Source organism: Pseudomonas sp. Pc102 (genome assembly GCF_018408275.1).
Classification (GTDB): domain Bacteria; phylum Pseudomonadota; class Gammaproteobacteria; order Pseudomonadales; family Pseudomonadaceae; genus Metapseudomonas; species Metapseudomonas tohonis.
Map to the genome: position 1 here is coordinate 61,383 of NZ_AP021905.1, position 21,683 is coordinate 83,065.

General features: G+C 69.5%; 20 protein-coding genes. 13 read left to right on the forward strand and 7 right to left on the reverse strand.

The window, feature by feature from the left end; all coding sequences use genetic code 11:
* Positions 1-7: 7 nt before the first annotated feature.
* From cyoE to PHLH3_RS00385, 11 genes are all read left to right on the forward strand, one after another.
* Positions 8-913, forward strand: a complete 906-nt coding sequence (gene cyoE, locus PHLH3_RS00335; protein WP_213627487.1) for a heme o synthase — start codon at positions 8-10, stop codon at positions 911-913.
* Between the two features lie 90 nt (positions 914-1,003).
* On the forward strand, positions 1,004-1,639 hold the full coding sequence (locus PHLH3_RS00340) for an SCO family protein (RefSeq protein ID WP_173174743.1): 636 nt from the start codon (positions 1,004-1,006) through the stop codon (positions 1,637-1,639).
* An 81-nt stretch (positions 1,640-1,720) separates the two neighbouring features.
* The gene (locus PHLH3_RS00345; RefSeq protein ID WP_213627489.1) at positions 1,721-2,236 is read left to right on the forward strand and encodes an RNA polymerase sigma factor; all 516 of its coding nucleotides are present in this window, start codon (positions 1,721-1,723) and stop codon (positions 2,234-2,236) included.
* A complete protein-coding gene (locus tag PHLH3_RS00350; RefSeq protein WP_213627491.1) occupies positions 2,233-3,312 on the forward strand; it encodes a FecR family protein in 1,080 nt (359 codons plus the stop codon). Before PHLH3_RS00345 ends, PHLH3_RS00350 begins: the two co-directional genes overlap by 4 nt.
* A gap of 206 nt (positions 3,313-3,518) precedes the next feature.
* A complete protein-coding gene (locus tag PHLH3_RS00355) occupies positions 3,519-6,122 on the forward strand; it encodes a TonB-dependent receptor (protein WP_244863109.1) in 2,604 nt (867 codons plus the stop codon).
* Between the two features lie 86 nt (positions 6,123-6,208).
* Complete coding sequence (locus tag PHLH3_RS00360) at positions 6,209-6,808, forward strand: heme acquisition protein HasA (protein ID WP_173174751.1); 600 nt, start codon at positions 6,209-6,211, stop codon at positions 6,806-6,808.
* Positions 6,809-6,967: 159 nt separating this feature from the next.
* Complete coding sequence (locus PHLH3_RS00365) at positions 6,968-8,743, forward strand: type I secretion system permease/ATPase (protein ID WP_213627495.1); 1,776 nt, start codon at positions 6,968-6,970, stop codon at positions 8,741-8,743.
* A gap of 3 nt (positions 8,744-8,746) precedes the next feature.
* Positions 8,747-10,087 (forward strand): HlyD family type I secretion periplasmic adaptor subunit, encoded by a 1,341-nt coding sequence (locus tag PHLH3_RS00370; RefSeq protein ID WP_213627497.1) that lies wholly within the window; start codon positions 8,747-8,749, stop codon positions 10,085-10,087.
* Between the two features lie 5 nt (positions 10,088-10,092).
* A complete protein-coding gene (locus PHLH3_RS00375; protein WP_213627499.1) occupies positions 10,093-11,421 on the forward strand; it encodes a TolC family outer membrane protein in 1,329 nt (442 codons plus the stop codon).
* A 166-nt stretch (positions 11,422-11,587) separates the two neighbouring features.
* On the forward strand, positions 11,588-12,181 hold the full coding sequence (locus PHLH3_RS00380) for a biliverdin-producing heme oxygenase (protein ID WP_173174759.1): 594 nt from the start codon (positions 11,588-11,590) through the stop codon (positions 12,179-12,181).
* The gene (locus tag PHLH3_RS00385; RefSeq protein ID WP_213627501.1) at positions 12,174-12,566 is read left to right on the forward strand and encodes a YbaN family protein; all 393 of its coding nucleotides are present in this window, start codon (positions 12,174-12,176) and stop codon (positions 12,564-12,566) included. The genes PHLH3_RS00380 and PHLH3_RS00385 overlap by 8 nt, the downstream gene beginning before the upstream one ends.
* 517 nt (positions 12,567-13,083) lie before the next feature.
* On the opposite strand, the gene PHLH3_RS00390 is transcribed toward PHLH3_RS00385, so the two are convergent.
* From PHLH3_RS00390 to PHLH3_RS00405, 4 genes are all read right to left on the reverse strand, one after another.
* Positions 13,084-13,854 carry a MetQ/NlpA family ABC transporter substrate-binding protein gene (locus tag PHLH3_RS00390; RefSeq protein ID WP_213627503.1) on the reverse strand — a complete coding sequence of 257 codons (771 nt, stop codon included), beginning with the start codon at positions 13,852-13,854 and terminating at the stop codon, positions 13,084-13,086.
* Between the two features lie 55 nt (positions 13,855-13,909).
* Positions 13,910-14,575, reverse strand: a complete 666-nt coding sequence (locus PHLH3_RS00395; protein WP_173174765.1) for a methionine ABC transporter permease — start codon at positions 14,573-14,575, stop codon at positions 13,910-13,912.
* Complete coding sequence (locus tag PHLH3_RS00400) at positions 14,575-15,582, reverse strand: methionine ABC transporter ATP-binding protein (protein ID WP_173174767.1); 1,008 nt, start codon at positions 15,580-15,582, stop codon at positions 14,575-14,577. The genes PHLH3_RS00395 and PHLH3_RS00400 overlap by 1 nt, the downstream gene beginning before the upstream one ends.
* 241 nt (positions 15,583-15,823) lie before the next feature.
* Positions 15,824-16,576 carry a hypothetical protein gene (locus PHLH3_RS00405; RefSeq protein WP_280527447.1) on the reverse strand — a complete coding sequence of 251 codons (753 nt, stop codon included), beginning with the start codon at positions 16,574-16,576 and terminating at the stop codon, positions 15,824-15,826.
* 279 nt (positions 16,577-16,855) lie between these two features.
* On the opposite strand from PHLH3_RS00405, the gene PHLH3_RS00410 reads away from it, so the two are divergent.
* Positions 16,856-18,502 (forward strand): GMC family oxidoreductase N-terminal domain-containing protein, encoded by a 1,647-nt coding sequence (locus PHLH3_RS00410; protein WP_213627507.1) that lies wholly within the window; start codon positions 16,856-16,858, stop codon positions 18,500-18,502.
* Here PHLH3_RS00410 and znuB read toward each other — a convergent pair.
* Genes znuB through PHLH3_RS00425 form a run of 3 tightly spaced genes read right to left on the reverse strand, consistent with a single transcriptional unit; the run spans position 18,499 to position 20,577 of the window.
* On the reverse strand, positions 18,499-19,284 hold the full coding sequence (znuB, locus tag PHLH3_RS00415; protein WP_021219858.1) for a zinc ABC transporter permease subunit ZnuB: 786 nt from the start codon (positions 19,282-19,284) through the stop codon (positions 18,499-18,501). The two genes, PHLH3_RS00410 and znuB, sit on opposite strands and share 4 nt — an antisense overlap.
* Entirely contained in the window at positions 19,277-20,080 is an 804-nt protein-coding gene (znuC, locus tag PHLH3_RS00420) for a zinc ABC transporter ATP-binding protein ZnuC (RefSeq protein WP_213627509.1), read from the reverse strand. The genes znuB and znuC overlap by 8 nt, the downstream gene beginning before the upstream one ends.
* A complete protein-coding gene (locus PHLH3_RS00425) occupies positions 20,077-20,577 on the reverse strand; it encodes a Fur family transcriptional regulator (RefSeq protein ID WP_173174775.1) in 501 nt (166 codons plus the stop codon). The genes znuC and PHLH3_RS00425 overlap by 4 nt, the downstream gene beginning before the upstream one ends.
* A 63-nt stretch (positions 20,578-20,640) precedes the next feature.
* Between PHLH3_RS00425 and PHLH3_RS00430 the strand changes: the two genes are divergently transcribed.
* Positions 20,641-21,555, forward strand: coding sequence for a zinc ABC transporter substrate-binding protein (locus PHLH3_RS00430; RefSeq protein ID WP_244862963.1), 915 nt, complete (start codon positions 20,641-20,643; stop codon positions 21,553-21,555).
* The last annotated feature ends 128 nt before the right edge of the window (positions 21,556-21,683 follow it).

Genomic DNA, 21,683 nt, shown 5'->3' on the forward strand with positions numbered 1-21,683 from the left:
AGACGCCATGGCCATTCTGCTCAGTGAACGCCAGGCCCGGGTCCACGCCAGCTGGCGCGATTACCTTGAGCTGACCAAGCCCAAGGTGCTGGTGCTGATGCTCATCACCTCCCTGGTGGGGATGTTCCTCGCCACCCGCGCGGGCGTGGCCTGGGAGGTGCTGATCTTCGGCAACCTCGGCATCGCCCTGTGCGCCGGGTCGGCGGCGGCGGTGAACCACGTGGTGGACCGGCGCATCGACTCGATCATGGCGCGTACCCTCAAGCGCCCGGTGGTCAATGGCCGCGTCTCGCCCGCCGCGGCGCTGGTCTTCGCCCTGAGCCTGGCGGTGGCCGGGCAGGTGCTGCTGCTGCACTTCACCAACGAACTCACCGCCTGGCTGACCCTCGCCTCGCTGCTGGGCTACGCGGTGATCTACACCGGCTTCCTCAAGCGCGCCACGCCGCAGAACATCGTCATCGGCGGCCTCGCCGGCGCCGCCCCGCCGATGCTCGGCTGGGTCGCGGTCACCGGCCACCTGTCCGCCGAGCCGCTGCTGCTGGTGCTGATCATCTTCGCCTGGACCCCGCCGCACTTCTGGGCCCTGGCCATCCACCGCAAGGAGGAATACGCCAAGGCCGACATCCCCATGCTGCCGGTGACCCATGGCGAGCACTACACCAAAGTGCACATCCTGCTCTACACCCTGGTGATGTTCGCCGTGAGCCTGCTGCCCTACGCCATCCACATGAGCGGCATGCTCTACCTGGTCTGCGCCATCGTCCTGGGCGGGCGCTTCCTGCAATGGGCCTGGGTGCTCTACCGCGACAGCCGACCGCACGCCGCGATCAAGACCTTCAAGTACTCTATCGCCTACCTGTTCCTGCTGTTCATCGCCCTCCTGGTGGATCACTACCTGCTGCTGAACATCTGACTCCAAAGGCTGTTACACCGCGGACCGTGCCATCGGCACGCTTCGCGGTTAGTCTTGCCGCCACCGAATTCCCCGAGTGAAGACCGCCCCATGACCCGTGTGCAGAAAACCGTATTCGTCCTCATCGCCCTGGTGGCGCTGGTGCTCGGCCTGACCGTGCACAAGGTGCTCAACAACCAGCGCCAGGCCGACCCGACCCAGTTGCTCGACGCCGGCATCGTGCTGCTGCCGCAGAGCCGCACCCTGCCGTCCATCAGCCTCACCGACCAGGACGGCAAGCCGGTGGCGGTCAACGAGCTCAAGGACAAGTGGAGCCTGCTGTTCTTCGGCTACACCTTCTGCCCGGACATCTGCCCCACCACCCTGGCGCAGATGCGCGAGCTCAAGGGCCTGCTGCCGGAGGCGGCGCGCAACAACCTGCGCGTGGTGCTGGTCAGCGTCGACCCCAACCGCGACACCCCGCAGCAGCTCAAGCAGTACCTGGGCTACTTCGACCCGGCCTTCGTCGGCTACACCGGCGAGCTGGCCTCGATCCAGAAGCTCGCCAATGCCGTGAGCATCCCCTTCATCCCGGCCGACACCAGCAAGGAAAACTACACCGTCGACCACAGCGGCAACCTCGTGGTGATCGGCCCGGATGGCACCCAGCGCGGCTTCATCCGCGCGCCGCTGAACAACCAGAAGCTCAAGGACCAGTTGCCGACCCTGCTGGCGCCGGCCAGCTGAGAAGTTTCTTTCTCAATTGCAACTAATTCTCAATAAAAATAAGATGGCGCTCCCTCACCCTCCGCCAGTCAGGGAGCGCGCTTGTCGGAGCCCGATCTCAAGAGCCTTTTCATCAAGCATGCGAAGGCCCTGCAAAGCCTGTTGACGCGCAAGGTGCGCGACCCGCAGCTGGCCGCCGACCTGGTCCAGGAGAGCTTCCTGCGCCTGGCCGAACAGCGCGGCAAGGAACGCATCGACAACAGCCCCGCGTACCTCTACCGCACCGCCCACAACCTGATGATCGACCACGCCCGGCAACAGTCGCGGCGCAGGACCGAGTCGGTGCCCCACGAGGCGCTGGAGGAGGTAGTCGAGGAGCGCCCCGGTCTCGATGACCAGGCCGCCGAGGCCCAGCACATGCGCAGGCTGCGCGAGGCGGTGGCGGAACTGCCGCCGCGCACCCGCGAGATCTTCCGCCTCAACCGCCTCGAAGGCCTGACCCATGCCGAGGTCGCGCGGCGACTGGAGATCTCCGACAGTTCGGTGCAGAAGCACCTGTCCCGGGCCCTTGCGCATGTCATGCAGCGCCTGCAGGACGACGCCCGGGACGCCACATGACCAACGGTTTACCGAGTATCGGCCCCTCGGACGTCAGCATTCCTATAACGAGAACTCGAGAGACCGACGTGATCAGCCACGACCTGCGCGAGCAGGAAATCCGCCAGCAAGCCGCCGACTGGGCCGTCCGCCTCGGTGCCGGGCCCCTGGACGCCGAACAGGCGCGGGCCCTGGCCCTCTGGCAGGCCGAGGACGCACGCCACCCGCCCGCCTTGCAGTTCGCCCAGCGCACCTGGGCCGACCTCGCGCGCCTGGGCGAGATGCCCGCGCCCGCCCATGCGCCCGCCGCGCAGGCGACACACCTGGCCCGGCCGCGCCTGTCTACACGCCGTCGCCCGCGCCTGCGCTGGGTGGCCAGCGCCGCCGCCGTGCTGCTGCTGGCGGGGCTCGGCGTGGAGCAGGGCCGGCAGATGCTGCGGCCGCTGCTCGCCGACCACGCCACCGCCAAGGGCGAGGTGCGCCAGGTGCAGTTGCCGGACGGCAGCCGGGTGGAGCTCGACACCCGCAGCGCCATCGACCTGGAATTCAGCGACACCGAGCGCCGGGTGCGCCTGCTCGGCGGTGATGCCTATTTCACCGTGGCACCGCTGGGGCCGAACGAGTCGCGCCCCTTCGTGGTCGAGAGCGCCGGGGGCACCACCCGCGCGCTGGGCACCCAGTTCCTGGTCAGCCAGGACGATGCGCGCGGCGCCTGGGTCGGCGTCACCGAACACAGCGTCGCCCTGGCGCTGGAACAGGCGCCCGAGCGGGGGGCGCGCGAGCAGGTCCTGCAGGAGGGCCAGAGCGCCCGCTACGACGCCCTTGGCGGTATCGAGGCCCTCGCCCCGCGTGACTTGCAGCGTGCCACCAGCTGGCGACGCGGCGTGCTGGTGTTCGAGCGCGTGCCCCTGGGGCAGGTCGCCGAGCAGCTCAACCGCTACCGGCCCGGCCGCGTGCTGATCAGCGACTCCGCCCTGGCCGGTCGCGAGGTCAGCGGCGTGTTCCGCCTCGACATCCTCGACGAGGCCCTGGACACCCTCACCCACGAACTCAAGGTCAGCCGGCTCGACCTGCCCGGCGTCACCTTTCTCTACTGAGCCGGCAGCCCGCCCGGTGCGGGCTCCGGCGTCCCCCCTGCAAGAATCCCGAAAAAAAACTTACTGAGTTTTCCCGGCTGGCTCGTCTTGGTGTTGAGAGTGATTTTCATTCACCAAACACGAAGCCGTAAGGAAGACCGATGAACGTATGCAAGGGGCCGGGCCAGCGATGCCGTCGTGCGCTGCTCGCCTTGGGGGGAAGCTGGATGCTGGCCTGCGTGGGGGCGCTGCAGGCCGCCGAGTCCGATCCGCTGGCGACGCAGGCGCAGCAGGTCCTGGTCGCCTTCGACATTCCGGCGCAGCCGCTGGACAGCGCGGTGCTGGCCTTCGCCGAGCAGTCCGGCGTGCAGGTGATCTTCGACGCCGCCCTGCTCGAAGGGCTGCAGGGCAATGCGGTGCACGGTCGCCTCGACGTGCGAGCGGGCCTGCGGGCCCTGCTGCTTGGCCACCCGGTGAGCTACAGCTTCGCCTCGCCGCGCCAGGTGAGCCTGAGCCGTACCTACGCCGAGGCGGATGGCCGGGCCCTGCAACTGGGCGCCACCCATGTGCAGGGGCAGGCGATCGCCGATGACTGGGTCTATGAGGCGCCCCGCTCCGTCGCCGTGATCGGTCGCGAGCAGATCGACCGCAACCCGCCGCGCCATGCCGCCGACATGCTCGAACAGAGCGCCGGCGTGTACACCGCCGTCAGCCAGCAGGACCCGGGGCTTTCGGTGAACATCCGCGGCCTGCAGGACTATGGCCGGGTCAACATGAACATCGACGGCATGCGCCAGAACTTCCAGCAGAGTGGCCACCAGCAGCGCAACGGCACGATGTACATCGACCCGGAGCTGCTCTCCGCCGTGACCATCGAGAAGGGCGCCACCTCGGGCATGGGCGGCGCCGGGGTGATCGGTGGCGTGGCCGAGTTCAGCACCCTCGATGCCCGCGAATTCATCCACCCGGGCAAGGAGTTCGGGGGCCGCCTGCGCGCCACCAGCGGGCTCGGTGGCCATGCCAATGGCACCGACTTCATCGGCAGCAGCGCCTTCGCCCTGGGCAACGAGATCGGCGACATCCTCGTCGCGGCCAGCGAGCGCCACCTGGGCGACTACGATCCCGGCACCCACGGCAGCATCGGCGCGCTGCGCACCGGTTCCGCGAGCGACCCCGGCATCGCCGACCGCATCAAGCACTCGACCGTCGCCTACTCCGGCTCCACCATGCGCTCGCGCCTGGCCAAGCTGGGCTGGAACCTGCCCGCCGACCAGCGCCTCCAGTTCGCCTACCTGCGCACCCAGGTCTCCTACGACGACGCCAACATGATGAACGTGCAGAACGCCGAGCTCTGGGAAAAGCTCGGCAGCAGCAACGTGGTGTCGCAGAACTTCGCCCTGGACTACAGCTACAGCCCGGACGACCCGCTGGTCGACCTCAAGGCCAAGCTCTATTACGTCGACAATCGCAATGAGCAGAGCACCCTGACCCGCGGCACCGCTGCCGGCTACGACGTCACCTACCAGACCGACACCTACGGCCTGCAGCTGCAGAACACCTCGACCCTCGCGTTGCTCGACCATGCCGGCCTGAAGGCCAACTATGGCCTCGAGTACTTCCTCGACAAGGTCCGCCCCGACTCCACCCAGGCCACGGCCGCCAGCTCGGCGGTGGACTATCCGGTATCCGAAGGCATGACGCCCCGGGGCGAGCGCGCCATGGGCAGCCTGTTCGGCAACCTCGAATTCGACTACGACGACTGGCTGACGCTGAGCGCGGGCCTGCGTTACGACCGCTATCGCCTCGAGGGCGAGACCGGCATGAACATCAGCACCTTCGCCCTCGGCACCACCCAGCAGGTCACGGTGCCGCTGCGCTATGACGTGGACCGGGAAGAGGGCCGGTTTTCCCCGACCTTCGGCATCTCGGTCAGGCCCGGAGTGGACTGGCTGCAGCTGTTCGCCCGCTACGGCGAAGGCTGGCGCCCGCCGGCGGTGACCGAGACGCTGATCTCCGGGCGCCCCCACGGCGGCAGCGCGGAGACCCTGTACCCCAACCCGCTCCTCGAGCCGGAGCGCTCGCAGTCCTGGGAGGTGGGGTTCAACGTCTTCACGCGGAGCCTCATCACCGAGGGCGATGCCCTGGGCCTGAAGGTCGCCTATTTCGACACGCGCATCGAAGACTTCACCTTCATGTCGGTCGGCCTGCAGCGCCCCGGCTATGGCCTGCCCGCGCTGGGCATCGCCGCCTACGTGAACGACCTCAGCAGCACGCGCTTCCGGGGCGTCGAATACGCCCTCGACTACGACACGGGCGGCTACTACGGCAACCTCACCTACACCCACATGATCGGCGAGAACCAGTACTGCCGGAACCAGGCCTGGCTGGGTGGCGTCACCTCGCCGGTGTACGGCACCGGGCGCCGCCCGCCGGTCATCGGCATGGTGCCGAACCAGGCCGCGAACGCCATGGTCGGCTGTGGCGGGATGATGGGCACCGCCGAGCACATGCCCATGGACCGCGGCAGCCTCACCCTCGGCACCCGCCTGCTCGACCGCCGCCTGGATGTCGGCGTCCGCGCCCGCTACAGCGAAGGCTACGCCCTGGACAGCGGGGACCCGGATGCCCGCGACCAGATCTACCCCGCCGACTGGAAGTCCTACACCGTCTACGACCTCTTCGGCAGCTACCGCGCCAGTGACTCCCTGACCCTGCGCCTGGCCCTCGACAACGTCACCGACCGCGCCTACCTGGTGCCGCTGGGCGACGTGCTGGCCTTCACCCTCGGCCGTGGCCGCACCTTGCAGGGGACCGTGGAATACAGCTTTTGAGCCGCATTTGCCCATGAAGGGCAAAACCGCCGTGCGGCTGCCTGCCGTGCGGCGCCAACCTGTGAAACCTCAATCGGAGAACGAGCATGAGCCTTTCCATCACCTACTCCACCACCTACTCCAGCTGGACCATCAGCGATTACCTGGCCGACTGGGCGGGCTACTTCGGTGACGCCAACCATCGCGTCGGTGAAGTCGAGGACGGCGTGAACACCGGTGGTTTCTACCCGGGCACCCTCAGCGGTACCCAGTACGCGCTGACCAGCCCGAACAGCGATGCCGGCTTCGTCGCCGAAGGCAACCTGACCTACTCGCTGTTCTCAGCGCCGGCCCACACCCTGTACGGCTCGCTGGACACCGTCTCGCTGGGCACCGACGTCACCCGGGATGCGTCCGGCTTCGGCTTCAGCGGCGGCGCGGAAGCCAGCTTCAGCGGCCTGGGCCTGTCCAGCCTGCTCAGCGAAGGCCATGCCGGCATCGTCCACCAGGTCGTCTACGGCCTGATGAGCGGCGACGCCACCGCCTTGCAGGGCGTGCTCGACGGCCTGCTGGACGACTACGGCGTGGACACCGGCGACACCTTCGACGTGGTGGCCGCCGCCCTGGCCGCCGGCCCGCTGAGCCTGGCTCCGGCCGAGGCGGTGGGCGTGCAGGCGCCGGTCGAGGACCTGGCCCTGGCCGCCTGAGCCCGGGCGTAAAAAAAGCGAATGGAAGATCACGCCTCCATTCGCTCCGTTGACGCCACCGCAGCCCGTGTCTTGCAGGGCCCAGGCTGCGGTGGCGCGAATTCTGTGGCCGCGCCCGGCAGGCGTCAATCGCCGGGCGCGGCTCTTCTGGGGGCTTAGATGAAGCGCATGCCTTCTACCAAGCCGGACGACCTGCTGCAGGCCCTCGGGGGTTGCAGGGCCGCCCTGCTCAACATCGGCCTGTTCACCGCCGTGACCAACCTGCTGATGCTCGCCCCGGCGATCTACATGCTGCAGGTCTACGACCGGGTGCTGTCGTCCGGCAACGAGATGACCCTGCTGATGCTCAGCATCATGGTGCTCGGCCTGTTCGCCTTCATGGGCGTGCTGGAGTGGGTGCGCAGCCTGGTGGTGATCCGCCTCGGCAGCCGGTTGGACATGCAGCTCAACCCTCGCGTCTTCGCGGCCGCCTTCGAGGCCAGCCTGGCGGCGGACGGCCGGGGCGCGGCGTCACAGGCCCTGGGCGACCTCAATGCCTTGCGCCAGTTCGCCACCGGGCAGGCGCTGTTCGCCTTCTTCGATGCGCCCTGGTTCCCGCTCTACCTGCTGGTGATGTTCATGTTCAGCCCCTGGCTGGGGCTGCTGGCGCTGGCCGGTGCCCTGGCACTGATGGCGCTGGCCTGGCTCAACGAGCGCGTCACGCTGGAGCCCCTGAGCGAGGCCGGGCGGCTCTCGCAGCTGGCCGGGCAGCAGGCTGCCGCCAACCTGCGCAACGCCGAGGTGGCCGAGGCCATGGGCATGTTCGCGGCCCTGCGCCAGCAGTGGACGGGCCTGCACCAGGGCTTCCTGGCACGGCAGAGCCAGGCCAGCGAGCGCATGGCGGCCATCACCGCGCTGTCCAAGGTCGCGCGCCTGGCCCTGCAGTCGCTGGTGCTGGGGCTGGGGGCCTGGCTGGCCATCGAGCAACTGATCAGCCCCGGGATGATGATCGCCGGCTCCATCCTCATGGCCCGGGTGCTGGCCCCCATCGACCAGCTCATCGCCGTCTGGCGGCAATGGAGCTCCGCGCGCCTGGCCTATGCCCGGCTGCGCGACCTGCTCCAGGCCCAGCCGCCGCGCAGCGCCGGCATGCCGTTGCCGCCGCCCGAGGGGCGCCTGGCGGTCGAGCAGCTCGCAGCGATGCAGCCCGGCACCCGCAAACCCTGCCTGGCCAACATCGGCTTCGAGCTGGCCGCGGGCGAGACCCTGGGCATTCTCGGCGCCTCCGGCTCGGGCAAGTCCACCCTCGCCCGCCTGCTGGTGGGCGCGGCGCAGCCCGCCTCCGGCAAGGTGCGCCTGGATGGCGCCGACCTGCAGCACTGGGACAGGGGCGCACTCGGCCCGCATATCGGCTACCTGCCCCAGGACGTGCAGCTGTTCGCCGGCAGCATCGCCGAGAACATCGCGCGCCTGGGTGCCGTCGACCCGGCCGGGGTGGTCGAGGCGGCCCGGCTCGCGGGTGTGCACGAGCTGATCCTCAAGCTGCCGCAGGGCTACGACACCCGTCTCGGCGAAGGCGGCGCGGGGCTCTCCGGCGGCCAGCGCCAGCGTATCGGCCTCGCCCGCGCGCTCTACGGCCTGCCGGCGCTGATCGTGCTGGACGAACCCAACGCCAACCTGGACGAGGCGGGCGAACAGGCGCTGCTGGCCGCCATCGCCCGGCTGCGCGCGTGCAGGCGCACCCTGGTCCTCATCACCCACAAGCCGGCCCTGATCGCCGGTGCCGACCAGTTGCTGGTGCTGCGGGGCGGGCAGATGCAGGCCTTCGGGCCCGCCGCCCGGGTGCTGCAGGACCTGCAGCGCGGCGCCCGGCCCGCGCCGACCGCCCCTCAACCGGCCCCGGCCCTGCGGGTCGCGCCCACCATCAGCATGAGCTACGGCTCCCCGGGTAACTGACCGATGACCGCCTTGCACAGCTCGCCCCTCCCGCCGCGCCCCGCCCTGCACGAAGCCCCCCGGGTGGATGATCGCCACCCTGCCCGGCTCGGGCTCTGGCTGGTGTTGCTCGGCTTCGGCGGCCTGCTCCTGTGGGCCGCCCTGGCCCCGCTCGACAAGGGCGTACCGGTGGCGGGCACCGTGGTCGTCTCCGGTCATCGCCAGGCCGTGCAGCACCCGCTGGGCGGCGTGGTCGAGCGCCTGCTGGTGCGGGACGGCGACCGCGTGCAGGCCGGGCAGGTGCTGCTGCGGATGGACACCACCCGGGCGCGCGCCCAGCGCGATGCCCTGCGGGCGCAGTACCTCAACGCCCGCGCCAGCGAGGCCCGCCTGCGCGCCGAGCGCGAGGGCAGCGTGCGCATCGCCTTCCCCGAGGCGCTGCGTGCCGATGCCGGCGAGCCCTGGGTGAACGATGCCCTGGCGTTGCAGGAAGCGCTTCGCGCCAGCCGCCACGAAACGCTGGAGAGCGAACTGGACGGCCTGCGCGAAAGCATCGCCGGCGCCCGGGCGATGCTCCAGGGCATCACCGCCTCGATGGCCCACAAGGAAGAGCAGCGCGCCGCCCTGCAGGAGCAGTTGGGCGGCCTGCGCGCGCTGGCCCGGGACGGCTATATCGCGCGCAACCGCTTGCTGGACAACGAGCGGCTCTACGCCCAGGTCAACGGTGCGATCGCCGAGGACCTCGGCAACATCGGCCGCACCCGGCGGCAGATTCTCGAGCTGAAGCTGCGCATCCAGCAGCGCCGGCAGGAATTCCAGCGCGACGTGCACCAGCAGCTCGCCGATACCCAGGCCAGCGCCGAAGACCTGGCCAGCCGCCTGCGCAGCGCCGAGGCCGAGCTGGCGGCCACCCAGGTGCGGGCACCGGCCAGCGGCACCGTGGTCGGCCTCGCCGTGTTCACCGAGGGCGGTGTGGTCGCGGCCGGCCAGCAGCTGATGGAGATCGTCCCGGCCGATGCGCCCCTGCTGGTGGACGCACGGGCCCCGGTGGAGCTGGTGGACCGGCTGCGCCCCGGGCTGCCGGTGGAGCTGCGCTTCGTCGCCTTCAACCAGAGCCGCACGCCACGGGTGGACGGCGAGGTGGCGCTGGTCTCGGCCGACAGGCTGCTGGACGAGGCCACGCAGCAGCCCTACTACCAGGTGCGGGTCAAGGTCGCCGGCGCAGGCATGCGCCAGCTCGCCGGCGAGGACATCCGCCCCGGCATGCCGGTGGAGGCCTTCGTGCGCACCGGCGAGCGCTCGCTGCTCAACTACCTGTTCAAGCCGCTGACCGACCGCGCCCACGTCGCGCTGGCGGAGGAGTGAGCCCGATGCGCCTGTTGCTGGCCATGCTCCTGCTGCTGCCCTGCCTCCCCGCCGTGGCCCTCGACCTGCGCGACGCCTACGCCCTGGCGCTGCGCAACGACCCGACCTTCCACGCCGCCCTCGCCGAGCGCGACGCCGGCCACGAAGAGCGGGTGATCGGTCGGGCCGCGCTGTTGCCCAGGCTGTCCTACAGCTACAACAGCGGTCGCAATGACTCCGAGGTGACCCAGTCCACCGCCCTCGGCGACATCACCAGCGAGCGCGACTACCGCAGCTACTCCTCCACCTTCACCCTGCAGCAGCCGCTGTTCGACTACGCCGCCTGGGCCGAGTACCGCCAGGGCCAGGCCAAGGCGCTGCTGGCCGACGAGCGCCTGCGCAGCCGCAGCCAGGAGCTGGCGGTGCGCCTGTTCAACGCCTATTGCGAGGCGCTGTTCGCCCACGAGCAGATCGCCCTCGCGCAAGCCCAGCGCCGCGCCTACGCCGAGCAGCTGCAGCTCAACCAGCGCCTGTTCGAGGCTGGCGAGGGCACCCGCACCGACCTGCTGGAGACCCGTGCCCGCCATGACCTCGCCCAGGCCCAGGAGATCGAGGCCGCGGACAACCTCGATGCGGCCCTGCGCGAGCTGCAGGCCATCGTCGGCGAGCCGCTGGATATCCAGGACCTCGCGCCCCTGGCCGACGGCTTCCGCGTGCAGCCGCTGCAGCCGGCGCGCTTCGAGACCTGGCGCGACCTGGCCCTGGCCAGCAACCCCGAGCTGGCCTCGCAGCGCCACGCCCTGGACGCCGCGAGCTACGAGGTGGAACGCAACCGCGCGGGGCACCTGCCCACCCTCAGCGCCTACGCCAGCACCAGCAAGACCCGCTCCAGCTCCGAGAGCACCTACAACCAGAAGTACGACACCGACAGCGTCGGCATCCAGATCAGCCTGCCGCTGTTCGCCGGCGGCGCGGTCTCCGCCTCCACCCGCCAGGCCGCCGCCGAGATGGAGCGTGCCAGCCACGCCCTGGATGCGCAGACCGCCGAGACCCTCAACCAGCTGCGCAAGCAGTTCAACCTCTGCGTCAGCAGCGGCGCCAAGGTGCGTGCCTATGAGCTGGCAGTGGAATCCGCCAGCACCCTGATCGAAGCCACCAGGCGCAGCGTGACCGGTGGCGAGCGGGTCAACCTCGATGTGCTCAACGCCGAGCAGCAGCTCTACGGCGCCCGCCGCGACCTGGCCCAGGCACGCTACGGCTACCTGCGCGCCTGGTTGCAACTGAAATACCACGCCGGCCTGCTGGAGGCCGGCGACCTGGATGTGCTGGCGGGGTACTTCCAGGCCCGTGGCTGACGCATGGTTTCAACCGAAACCCCGGTGCCGCCCCTGGATGTAGCCCGGGCTTCAGCCCGGGGAAAACCGTTCGGAATATTTTTTACTGAGTTTCATTCGCTACAACGTCATTCAGTGCAAAGCCCGGCCGATCGACCGGGCATGCCACCCGAATCGAGACACCGTCATGACCGCTTCCCAGCCGCAACTCTCCCATCCCCTGCGCTCCCAGCGCCTCAACCAGTTGACCCACGAGCCCCACAGCCGTCTGGACGCCCTGGTGAAGAGCCACGACCCCTTCGGCAATCGCGAGAACTTCGCCCGCTTCGTCGCCGCCCAGTACCTGTTCCAGTACGACCTGGCGGCGCTCTACGCCGATGCCGGGCTGGGTGCGATCTTCGACGGCCTCGCCGGCCGGGCCCGCCATGAGCAGGCGCGCCTCGACCTGGCCGACCTGGGCCATGCGCTGCCGGAGGGCGACGAGACCGTGCGTGGCGCAAGCCACGGGCTCGGCGCCGCCCTGGGCTGGCTGTTCGTGTCCGAGGGCTCCAAGCTCGGTGCCGCGTTCCTCTACAAGCGCGCCGAGGCGCTGCAGCTGTCCGACAGCTTCGGCGCCCGCCACCTGGGCGACCCGGAAGGCGGTCGTGCCCAGGGTTGGAAAAGCTTCGTCGCCACCCTCGACGGCATCGAGCTGGACGCCGAGCAGGAGCGCCAGGCAGAGGCCGCGGCCATCGCCGCCTTCAACCGCTTCGCCGACCACCTGGAGCGCTGCTTTGCCTGAGGCCGTTGCGCGGGGGCCGCTGCGCTGGTTGTGGCAGGCCCTCGCCTACCTCCTCATCGGCCTGGCGCTGCTGGGCGTGGTGCTGCCGGGGCTGCCCACCACCGAATTCGTGCTGCTGGCGGCCTGGGCGGCGGCCAAGGGCTCGCCGCGCCTCAGCGCCTGGCTGGAGAACCACCGCCTGCTCGGCCCCTCGCTGCGCAATTGGCGCAACGGCGGGGTCATCACCCGGCGCACCAAGCTGGTCGCCACCCTGAGCATGAGCCTGGGCCTGACGCTGATGGCCTGCACCGTGTCGCACACGCCGTCGGTGATCATGGCTGGCATCGGCATGGCGATCGGCGCCGCGTGGATCTGGTCGCGGCCGGAGCGTGTGGAGATCGGCTGATGGCGCTCGCTAACAGATGCTTCTTTCAATTCCGGCTCGAACGCGGCCTACACAATCGTCATGTACTGATCTTCTGTTGCCGCTCTCCAAAGCCCTGCAACTGACCTTGCCCCCACTCCCTGTATCGAAAGCGTTAGCAAGTCGTGAGCGCACGCTGTGCTTGCATTGAGCGTGGGAGGGTGGGGCGGCAACAGTGCCCCTTCAGGAGGCCGAGTGGAATCGTTGTGGAAGGGGTTGAGCGACATGGATGTCGCGAGAGCGCCGCCGGGCCATGGATGGCCCGTCGGCGCGTGCCCCTGTAACGACGATGGAGTGAGGGTACCCGGCGTAGCCGGGCCGGATGCAGGGGCGAGCCTTTTTGGTTTCTTTGGCGACTGAAAAAAGAGACTCGCCCGGCAAGGCGAAACAGGTGACCTCCACAGAACTCGATAATCAGCTTGGCTCCGCAACAAAGCGCTGGGACAGCACCACAAAAAAGCCCGCTCGATGAGCGGGCTTCTTCATGGCCGGACAGCGATCAGAACGCCGGAACCACGGCGCCCTTGTACTTCTCGAGGATGAACTGCTTCACCTCGGGGCTGTGCAGGGCCTTGGCCAGTTTCTGCATGTCGGCGCTGTCCTTGTTGTCCGGGCGGGACACCAGGATGTTCACGTAGGGCGAGTCGCTGCCTTCGATGGCCAGGGCGTCCTTGGTGGGGTTCAGCTTGGCTTCCAGGGCGTAGTTGGTGTTGATCAGGGCCAGGTCGACCTGGGTCAGCACGCGCGGCAGGGTGGCCGCTTCCAGTTCACGCACCTTGATGCCCTTGGGGTTCTCGGCGATGTCCTTGGGGGTGGCGGTGATGCTGGTGTTGTCCTTCAGCTTGATCACGCCGACCTTGTCCAGCAGCAGCAGCGCACGGCCGCCGTTGGTGGCGTCGTTGGGGATGACCACGGCGGCGCCCTGGGGCAGCTCGTCGAGCTTCTTGATCTTGCTGGAGTAGGCGCCGAAGGGCTCGATGTGCACGCCGGCGACGCTCACCAGCTGGGTGCCCTTGGCCTTGTTGAACTCATCCAGGTACGGCTGGTGCTGGAAGAAGTTGGCGTCCAGGCGCTTCTCGGCCACCTGCACGTTGGGCTGCACGTAGTCGGTGAAGACCTTGATCTTCAGGTCCACGCCTTCCTTGGCCAGCTGCGGCTTGATGAATTCGAGGATTTCCGCATGCGGCACCGGGGTGGCGGCCACGGTCAGGGTGTCGGCCTGGGCGGAGAGGGCAGCGAAGGCGGCAGCGGCCACCAGCAGTTTTTTCATGGAACGCTCCTTATGGGAATGCGAGGGCCGGGTCGGGTGGACGCCGGCCATCCTTTCATTTGCGGGAGAAATGCACCACCAGCTTGTCGCCGATGGTCTGCAGGATCTGGACGAGCACCAGCAACAGCACCACGGTGACCACCATCACGTCGGTCTGGAAGCGCTGGTAGCCGAAGCGGATGGCCAGGTCGCCCAGGCCGCCCGCGCCCACCACGCCGGCCATCGCGGTGTAGGACACCAGGGTGATGGCGGTGACGGTGATGGCGGCGATGATGCCCGGCCGGGCTTCCGGCAGCAGGGCGTTGACCACGATCTGCCGGGTGGTGGCGCCCATGGACTGGGTGGCCTCGATGATGCCGCGGTCCACCTCGCGCAGGGCGGTTTCCACCAGGCGCGCGAAGAATGGCGTGGCGCCCACCACCAGCGGCGGGATGGCGCCGGCGACACCCAGGGAGGTGCCGGTGATGAACACGGTGAAGGGGATCATCACGATCAGCAGGATGATGAACGGCAGCGAGCGCAGCACGTTCACCACCAGCGACAGCAGGCTGTAGACGGCGCGGTTCTCGAACAGCTGGCGCGGGCTGGTGAGGAACAGCAGCACGCCCAGCGGCAGGCCCAGCAGCACGGTGAACAGCAGCGAGCCGCCCAGCATCAGCAGGGTGTCCAGGCTGGCCAGCCAGATTTCGTACCAGTCGATGTTGGCGATGAGCTCTTGCATCAGCGCAGGACCTCCAGGTGCACGTCCGCTTCGCGGAAGCAGGTCAGCGCGGCCTCGATGTCGCCGCCGGTCAGGGCCAGGGTGAGCTGGCCGTAGGGGGTGTCCTTGATGCGGTCGATACGCCCCGCGAGGATGCTGTAGTCGACGCCGGTGCGGCGCGCGACGGTGCCTAGCAGCGGCGCGTAGGTGGCCTCGCCACGGAAGGTCAGGCGCAGGATGCGGCCCTGGACGTGGGCGAAGTCGTCACGCTGCTCGCCCTCGTCCACCTGCTCGTCTTCCTGGACGAAGCGCTGGGTGGTGGGGTGCTGCGGGTGGAGGAAGACATCGGCCACCGGGCCCTGCTCGACGATGACGCCGGCATCCATCACCGCGACGCGGTCGCAGACGCGACGGATCACGTCCATCTCGTGGGTGATGAGGACGATGGTCAGGTTCAGCTCGCGGTTGATCTCCGCCAGCAGCTGCAGGACCTGGCCGGTGGTCTGCGGGTCGAGGGCGCTGGTGGCTTCGTCGCAGAGCAGGATCTTCGGTTGGGTGGCCAGGGCGCGGGCGATGCCGACGCGCTGCTTCTGGCCGCCGGAGAGCTGCGCGGGGAATTTCTTCGCGTGGTCGCTGAGGCCGACGCGGGCCAGCAGCTCGGCGACGCGGGCGTCGATCTCGGCGCGGGACAGCTCGCCCGCCAGCTTCAGCGGCAGGGCGACGTTGTCGGCGACGGTCTTGGACGACAGCAGGTTGAAGTGCTGGAAGATCATGCCGACGCGCTGGCGGAAGCGGCGCAGGCCTTCGGCATCGAGGGCGGTGACATCCTCGCCGGCGATGACGATGCGGCCGCCGCTGGGTTCCTCCAGGCGGTTGATCAGGCGCAGCAGGGTGCTCTTGCCGGCGCCGGAGTGGCCGATCAGGCCGAACACCTCGCCCTGCTCGACGCGCAGGTCGGTGGGCTGCAAGGCTGGAATCTCGCGGCCTTCGACGCGATACGCCTTGTGGACGTCATGGAATTCGATCACGGGGGAAACCTTGTGGGTTCTCGGGGGCCGGGTGGGCCTAAAAAGCCGGGTAGTCTACCTGTTCGCGCATAGGCGCCGAAAATCTTTGTCGGCCTAGGGCTATAGCCAGATGGAATATGGGTGACGTGCGCGCACGCCCTAGCGGTGATGCCGCAGGGGGGGAGTGGACGCGGGTGTCACCCGCCCTGCGCAACGGCATCGCGCTTCACGTCGCTCGGGTGCCACCCGGCGCGGGAGGGGCTCAGCTTTTAGGGCTGAGTACCAGGCTCGGCACCTTGGCGGGGTCGACGCTGTGGTCGACGCGCAGCTTGTAGGCGGGGTCGAGCTTCTTCACCCGGGCGGACAGCAGGGCCACGACCCAGGGGTACTGTTTGGCTTCGCGCACTTGCAGGCGCACGCCGCAATCGAAGGCGACCACGTCGGCGGCGACGGCGTCGAGCAGGCTGCGCAGGCGCTCGTTGTCATCGTTGTCGAGCATCGGCAGGGCCACCTGGTTGGCCACGCGGCGCACGGGTTTGGCGGGCTCGGCCTTGGCGGCGGGCTGGATGGCGACCAGCTTCGCCGCCTCGGCGGCCTGGCGCTCTAGGGCGAGGCGCTGCTGGCGGGCCTGCTCGGCGGCGCGGGCGGCGTCCCTGGCGGCGGCCTGCTCGCTGGCGGTGCGGGCCTGTTCGGCACGGTCCAGCTCGCTGGCGCGGGCCTGGGCGATGGCGCCGTCGAGGCCGGTGGTCAGCGCCGGTGCCTGGGGCATCAGGCTGCGGGCGTGGCTGAGGGCGGTGGTGGCGGTGTCCAGGTCACCCTGCTGCAGCGCGGCCTGGCCCTTCTTCAGCCAGGCTTCGGTGAGCTGGCGCTGGTACTGCTCCAGGCGGGTGTCGCCGGTGGCGCGTTGCTGGAGATCCTTGAGCTGGGTTTCGGCGTCGGCCAGTTGGCCGTTGTTCAGGCTCAGGTCGAGCTGGCGGAAACGGGTGACCAGGTCGTCGGTGGGCAGGCTGGCCACCTGCGGTTTGCTCTGGCACGCGGCTAACAGCAGGGAAATCGCGATAACGGGAAGGTATCGGGTTGCGAACTGCATCATTCCTGCAAGTCTCGTGTTGCTCAAAAAACGCGCAATTCTACACTGCGCGGCCGGGCAGGACAAAAGTCGAGGTCACTTTTTTGCCATCTGCGTGCTATCAGACCAGGCGGCCTGCGCGCCGTTCGCCGTTCGTCCTGTATTTCTGCGGCGGCTTCCCTACCATGGTGAACGACAACAATTACAAGCGCTGGCGAGGTCCCCATGCAGCCTGACAACAGCCCTCACGACTACCTGATCGTCGGTGCCGGCCCCGCCGGTTGCCTGCTGGCCAACCGGCTTTCGGCCGACGGGCGGCACCGGGTTCTACTGCTGGAAGCCGGGGGACGCGACAACCATCCCTGGATCCACATCCCCGTGGGCTACCTCTATTGCATCGGCAATCCGCGCACCGACTGGTGCTACCGCACCGAGGCCGAGCCGGGCCTCAATGGCCGCGCGCTGGGCTACCCGCGTGGAAGGGTGCTGGGCGGCAGTTCGTCGATCAACGGGATGATCTACATGCGCGGCCAGGCGGCGGACTACGACCACTGGGCCGCCCTGGGCAACCCGGGCTGGGGCTGGGATGACGTGCTGCCGCTGTTCAAGCATTGCGAGGACCACCACGGCGGCGCCTCGGAGCACCACGGCGCCGGCGGCGAATGGCGGGTGGAGCGCCAGCGCCTGTCGTGGGACCTGCTGGACGCCTTCCGCGCGGCGGCGGGCGAAACCGGCATCGCCCCGGTGGAGGACTTCAACACCGGCGACAACGAAGGCTGCGGCTACTTCCAGGTCAACCAGCGCGCCGGGGTGCGCTGGAATGCGTCCAAGGCCTACCTGCGCCCGGCGCGGCAACGCCCCAACCTCACCGTGCTCACCGGCGTCGAGGCCGAGCGGGTGCTGCTGGAGGACGGCCGCGCCCGGGGCGTGCTGGCCCGCTGGCAGGGCCAGGCCCGCGAATTCCGCGCGCGCGAGGTGATCCTCAGTGCCGGGGCCATCGGTTCGCCCACCCTGCTGCAGCGCTCGGGAATCGGCCCGCGGCCCTTGCTGGAGGGGCTGGGCATCGGCGTGCGCCACGCGCTGCCGGGTGTCGGCGGCAACCTGCAGGACCATCTGCAGTTGCGGCTGATCTTCAAGGTCAGCGGCGTGCCCACCCTCAACCAGTTGGCCGGCAGCCTCTGGGGCAAGGCCGGCATGGGCCTGCGCTATTTGCTCAGCCGCAGCGGGCCGCTGGCCATGGCGCCGAGCCAGCTGGGCGCCTTCGCCCGCAGCGGCCCGGAGCAGGACAGGGCCAACCTCGAATACCACGTGCAGCCCTTGTCGCTGGAGCGTTTCGGCGAGCCGCTGCATGCCTTCCCGGCCTTCACCGCCTCGGTGTGCAACCTGCGCCCGGCCAGCCGGGGGCGCGTGGACATCCGCGCCGCCGAGGCCAGTGCCGCACCGCTGATCCAGCCCAACTACCTGAGCGAGGAGGAAGACCTGCGCGTGGCCGCCGACGCCATCCGCCTGACTCGGCGCATCGCCGCCGCGCCGGCCCTGGCGCGCTACCGTCCCGAGGAATACCTGCCGGGTGCGGCATTGCAGAGCGAGGAGGAGCTGCGCCGGGCGGCGGGCGACATCGGCACCACCATCTTCCACCCGGTGGGCACCTGCCGCATGGGCGCCGACCGCGAGGCGGTGGTCGATGCGCGCTTGCGGGTGCACGGGGTGCCGGGGCTGCGGGTGGTGGACGCGTCGATCATGCCGACCATCGTTTCCGGCAACACCTGCTCGCCGACCCTGATGATCGCCGAGAAGGCGGCACGGATGATCCTGGAGGATGCCGCCACGGGCCCCCTGAAGGCGGCCGTGGCGCGGGCGGTGAGCGGCTAGGCGCGCTTGGGCAGGGCGAAGCTGAGGAGGAACAGCGCCGCCGCCGAGACGACGATGGAGGGGCCGGCGGGGGTGTCCTTGAACCAGGACAGCGCCAGGCCGGCGCACACCGCCACCAGGCCCAGCAGGCTGGCACCGGCGGCCATCTGCTCCGGGGTGCGCGCGTGGCGCTGGGCGGCGGCGGCGGGAATGATCAGCAGCGAGGTGATCAGCAGCACGCCGACGATCTTCATGGCGACGGCGATGACCACGGCGATCAGCAGCATCAGCGCCAGGCGGATGGCCGCCACGGGCAGGCCTTCCACCCGCGCCAGCTCCTCGTGCACGGTGATGGCCAGCAGCGGTCGCCACAGCGGGATGAGGATCAGCATCACCAGGGCGCTGCCGCCGAGGATCCAGGCGAGGTCGGTGGGGCTCACCGCCAGCAGGTCGCCGAACAGGTAGCCCATCAGGTCGATGCGCACTTCGCTCATGAAGCTCAGGGCCACGAGGCCCAGGGACAGGGTGCTGTGGGCGAGGATGCCCAGCAGGGTGTCCGAGGCCAGCGGCTGGCGCTGCTGCAGGGTGACCAGCAGCACGGCCAGCAGCACGCAGCCGACGGTCACCGCGAGGGTCGGGCTGACGTCGAGCATCAGGCCCAGGGCGACGCCCAGCAGGGCGGCGTGGGACAGGGTGTCGCCGAAGTAGGCCATGCGCCGCCAGACCACGAAGGAGCCGAGCGGGCCCGCCACCAGGGCCAGGGCGAGGCCGGCGAGAAGCGCGTTGACGAGGAAATCAGCCATGGTTGCAGTCGGGGCCGTGCGTGTGGACGGGCGTGAAGCGGGTGCCCTCGGGGAAGGTGGGGGTGGCCACGACCTCGCCGTGCAGGTCGTGGGCGTGATCGTGGTGGTGGTGATAGACCGCGAGGCTCTTGGCGTCCTGGCCGAACAGCTCGACGAAGGCCGGGTCGAAGCTGACCTGCTCGGGGTGGCCGGAGCAGCACACGTGGCGGTTCAGGCAGACCACCTGGTCGGTGGTGCTCATCACCAGGTGCAGGTCGTGGGAGACCATCAGCACGCCGCAGCCGAGGCGGTCGCGCAGGCGGGTGATGAGGCGGTAGAGCTCGGCCTGGCCGGCGACGTCGACGCCCTGCACGGGCTCGTCGAGCACCAGCAGCTCGGGCTGGCGCAGCAGCGCGCGGGCCAGCAGCACCCGTTGCAGCTCGCCGCCGGAAACGCTCTGCAGCGGGCTGTCGATGACATGGGGGGCGCCCACTTCCTTGAGCGCGGCCAGGGCGGCGTCGCGGTCCACCCCCGGCACCAGGCGCAGGAAACGCAGCACGGAAAGCGGCAGGGTGGCGTCCACCTGGAGCTTCTGCGGCATGTAGCCGATGCGCAGGCGCGGCTTGCGCCAGACGCTGCCGCGCTCGGGCTTGAGCAGGCCGAGCACGGTGCGCACCAGGGTGGTCTTGCCGGCGCCGTTGGGGCCGATCAGGGTGACGATCTCGCCCGGCTTCAGGCACAGTCCGACGTCCTGCAGCACCGCCTGGCCGGCGAAGCTGACGCCGACGCCGTCGAGGCGGATCAGCGCATCGCTCATGCCGCCTCCCGGCAGGTGGCGCAGAGGCCGACGATCTCCACGGTTTGCCCTTCCACGGCGAAGCCGACGGCCTGGGCGCTGGCGACTATGGCGTCGCTGATGGTCGGCTGTTCCAGCTCAATGGCGGTCTGGCATTCGCGGCAGATGAGGAACTGGCCCTGGTGGGCCTCGCCCGGGTGGTTGCAGCCGACGAAGGCGTTGAGGGAAGCGATGCGGTGCACCAGGCCGTTTTCCAGGAGGAAATCCAGCGCCCGATAGACGGTGGGCGGCGCGGCGCGGCGACCGTCTTCCTCGGTGAGCACGCCGAGGATGTCGTAGGCGCCCAGCGGCTTGTGGCTGGCCCAGACCAGCTCCAGCACGCGCTTGCGCAAGGTGGTCAGGCGCAGGCCGTCGCGAGCGCAGAGCACCTCGGCTTCGGCCAGGGCATCACGCACGCAATGGGAGTGGTCGTGGGGCAGGCAGGCCAGGGGGGCTTTGGTCTTGATGGGCTTGAGCATGGGCGGCGACGTCCGGGCAAAGAGACGTTATTCTATTACGCTTTCGAGCCGGAGTCTTTTCCCGTGTCGCGTCTGTTCGTTCTCATCGTCCTTGCCTGCCTGGCCATCCCGGCCCAGGCCGAAGTGCGCCTGCTGGCCAGCATCAAGCCGCTGCAACTGATCGCCGCCGCGGTGCAGGACGGCGTCGGCGAACCCGAGGTGCTGCTGCCTCCGGGCGCCTCGCCGCACCAGTACGCGCTGCGCCCCTCCGACGTGCGGCGGGTGCGCGAGGTGGACCTGCTCTACTGGGTCGGCCCAGACCTGGAAGGCTTCCTCCCCCGCGTGCTCGAAGGGCGCGGCAAGCCGGCGGTGGCGGTGCAATCCCTGCCCGGCATGACCCTGCGCCACTTCGAGGCCATCGGCCATGACGAGCACGAGGCCGAGGACGAACACGAGCATGACCACGATCACCGCCCCGGCTCACTCGACGCCCACCTCTGGCTGCTGCCGGCCAACGCCCGGGTGATCGCCGCGCGCATGGCCGCCGACCTGGCCGCCGCCGACCCGGCCAACGCCGCCCGCTACCAGGCCAACCTCAAGGCCTTCGACGAGCGCCTGGGCCAGCTCGATGCGCGCCTCAAGGCACGGATGGCCGCCGTCGCCGGCAAGCCGTTCTTCGTCTTCCACGAGGCCTTCGACTACTTCGAAGCCGCCTACGGCCTGCGCCACGCCGGGGTCTTCAGCGTCGCCGCCGAGGTGCAGCCCGGTGCCCGCCACGTCGCCGCCATGCGCGCGCGCCTGCAGCAGGCCGGGCCCAGCTGCGTGTTCAACGAGCCGCCGGTGCGCCCGCGCCTGGCCGATACCCTGACCGCCGGCCTGCCGGTGCGCCTGGCCGAACTGGATGCCCTGGGCATGCAGGCGCCGCTGGACGCGGGAGGCTACGAGGCGCTGCTGGAGAGCCTCGGCACCGGCCTGGCGGGCTGCCTGGAAAAGCTCTGAAGGATCGGACGGAACGCCCGGCGGGGAGGCGTTCCGACGGCTAAGGTGTCACCGAGGGTTTTGCGGCGGTGACACAAGATATTGATATGCGTCATCGACCTGGCACTACATGTTGATAGGGTGAGCCC

Coding starts and splice junctions, on each gene's coding strand:
- cyoE (WP_213627487.1), top strand. CDS start 8: ATGGCCATTCTGCTCAGTGAACGCCAGGCCCGGGTCCACGCCAGCTGG.
- PHLH3_RS00340 (WP_173174743.1), top strand. CDS start 1,004: ATGACCCGTGTGCAGAAAACCGTATTCGTCCTCATCGCCCTGGTGGCG.
- PHLH3_RS00350 (WP_213627491.1), top strand. CDS start 2,233: ATGACCAACGGTTTACCGAGTATCGGCCCCTCGGACGTCAGCATTCCT.
- PHLH3_RS00355 (WP_244863109.1), top strand. CDS start 3,519: ATGCTGGCCTGCGTGGGGGCGCTGCAGGCCGCCGAGTCCGATCCGCTG.
- PHLH3_RS00360 (WP_173174751.1), top strand. CDS start 6,209: ATGAGCCTTTCCATCACCTACTCCACCACCTACTCCAGCTGGACCATC.
- PHLH3_RS00365 (WP_213627495.1), top strand. CDS start 6,968: ATGAAGCGCATGCCTTCTACCAAGCCGGACGACCTGCTGCAGGCCCTC.
- PHLH3_RS00370 (WP_213627497.1), top strand. CDS start 8,747: ATGACCGCCTTGCACAGCTCGCCCCTCCCGCCGCGCCCCGCCCTGCAC.
- PHLH3_RS00375 (WP_213627499.1), top strand. CDS start 10,093: ATGCGCCTGTTGCTGGCCATGCTCCTGCTGCTGCCCTGCCTCCCCGCC.
- PHLH3_RS00380 (WP_173174759.1), top strand. CDS start 11,588: ATGACCGCTTCCCAGCCGCAACTCTCCCATCCCCTGCGCTCCCAGCGC.
- PHLH3_RS00390 (WP_213627503.1), bottom strand. CDS start 13,854: ATGAAAAAACTGCTGGTGGCCGCTGCCGCCTTCGCTGCCCTCTCCGCC.
- PHLH3_RS00395 (WP_173174765.1), bottom strand. CDS start 14,575: ATGCAAGAGCTCATCGCCAACATCGACTGGTACGAAATCTGGCTGGCC.
- PHLH3_RS00410 (WP_213627507.1), top strand. CDS start 16,856: ATGCAGCCTGACAACAGCCCTCACGACTACCTGATCGTCGGTGCCGGC.
- znuB (WP_021219858.1), bottom strand. CDS start 19,284: ATGGCTGATTTCCTCGTCAACGCGCTTCTCGCCGGCCTCGCCCTGGCC.
- znuC (WP_213627509.1), bottom strand. CDS start 20,080: ATGAGCGATGCGCTGATCCGCCTCGACGGCGTCGGCGTCAGCTTCGCC.
- PHLH3_RS00425 (WP_173174775.1), bottom strand. CDS start 20,577: ATGCTCAAGCCCATCAAGACCAAAGCCCCCCTGGCCTGCCTGCCCCAC.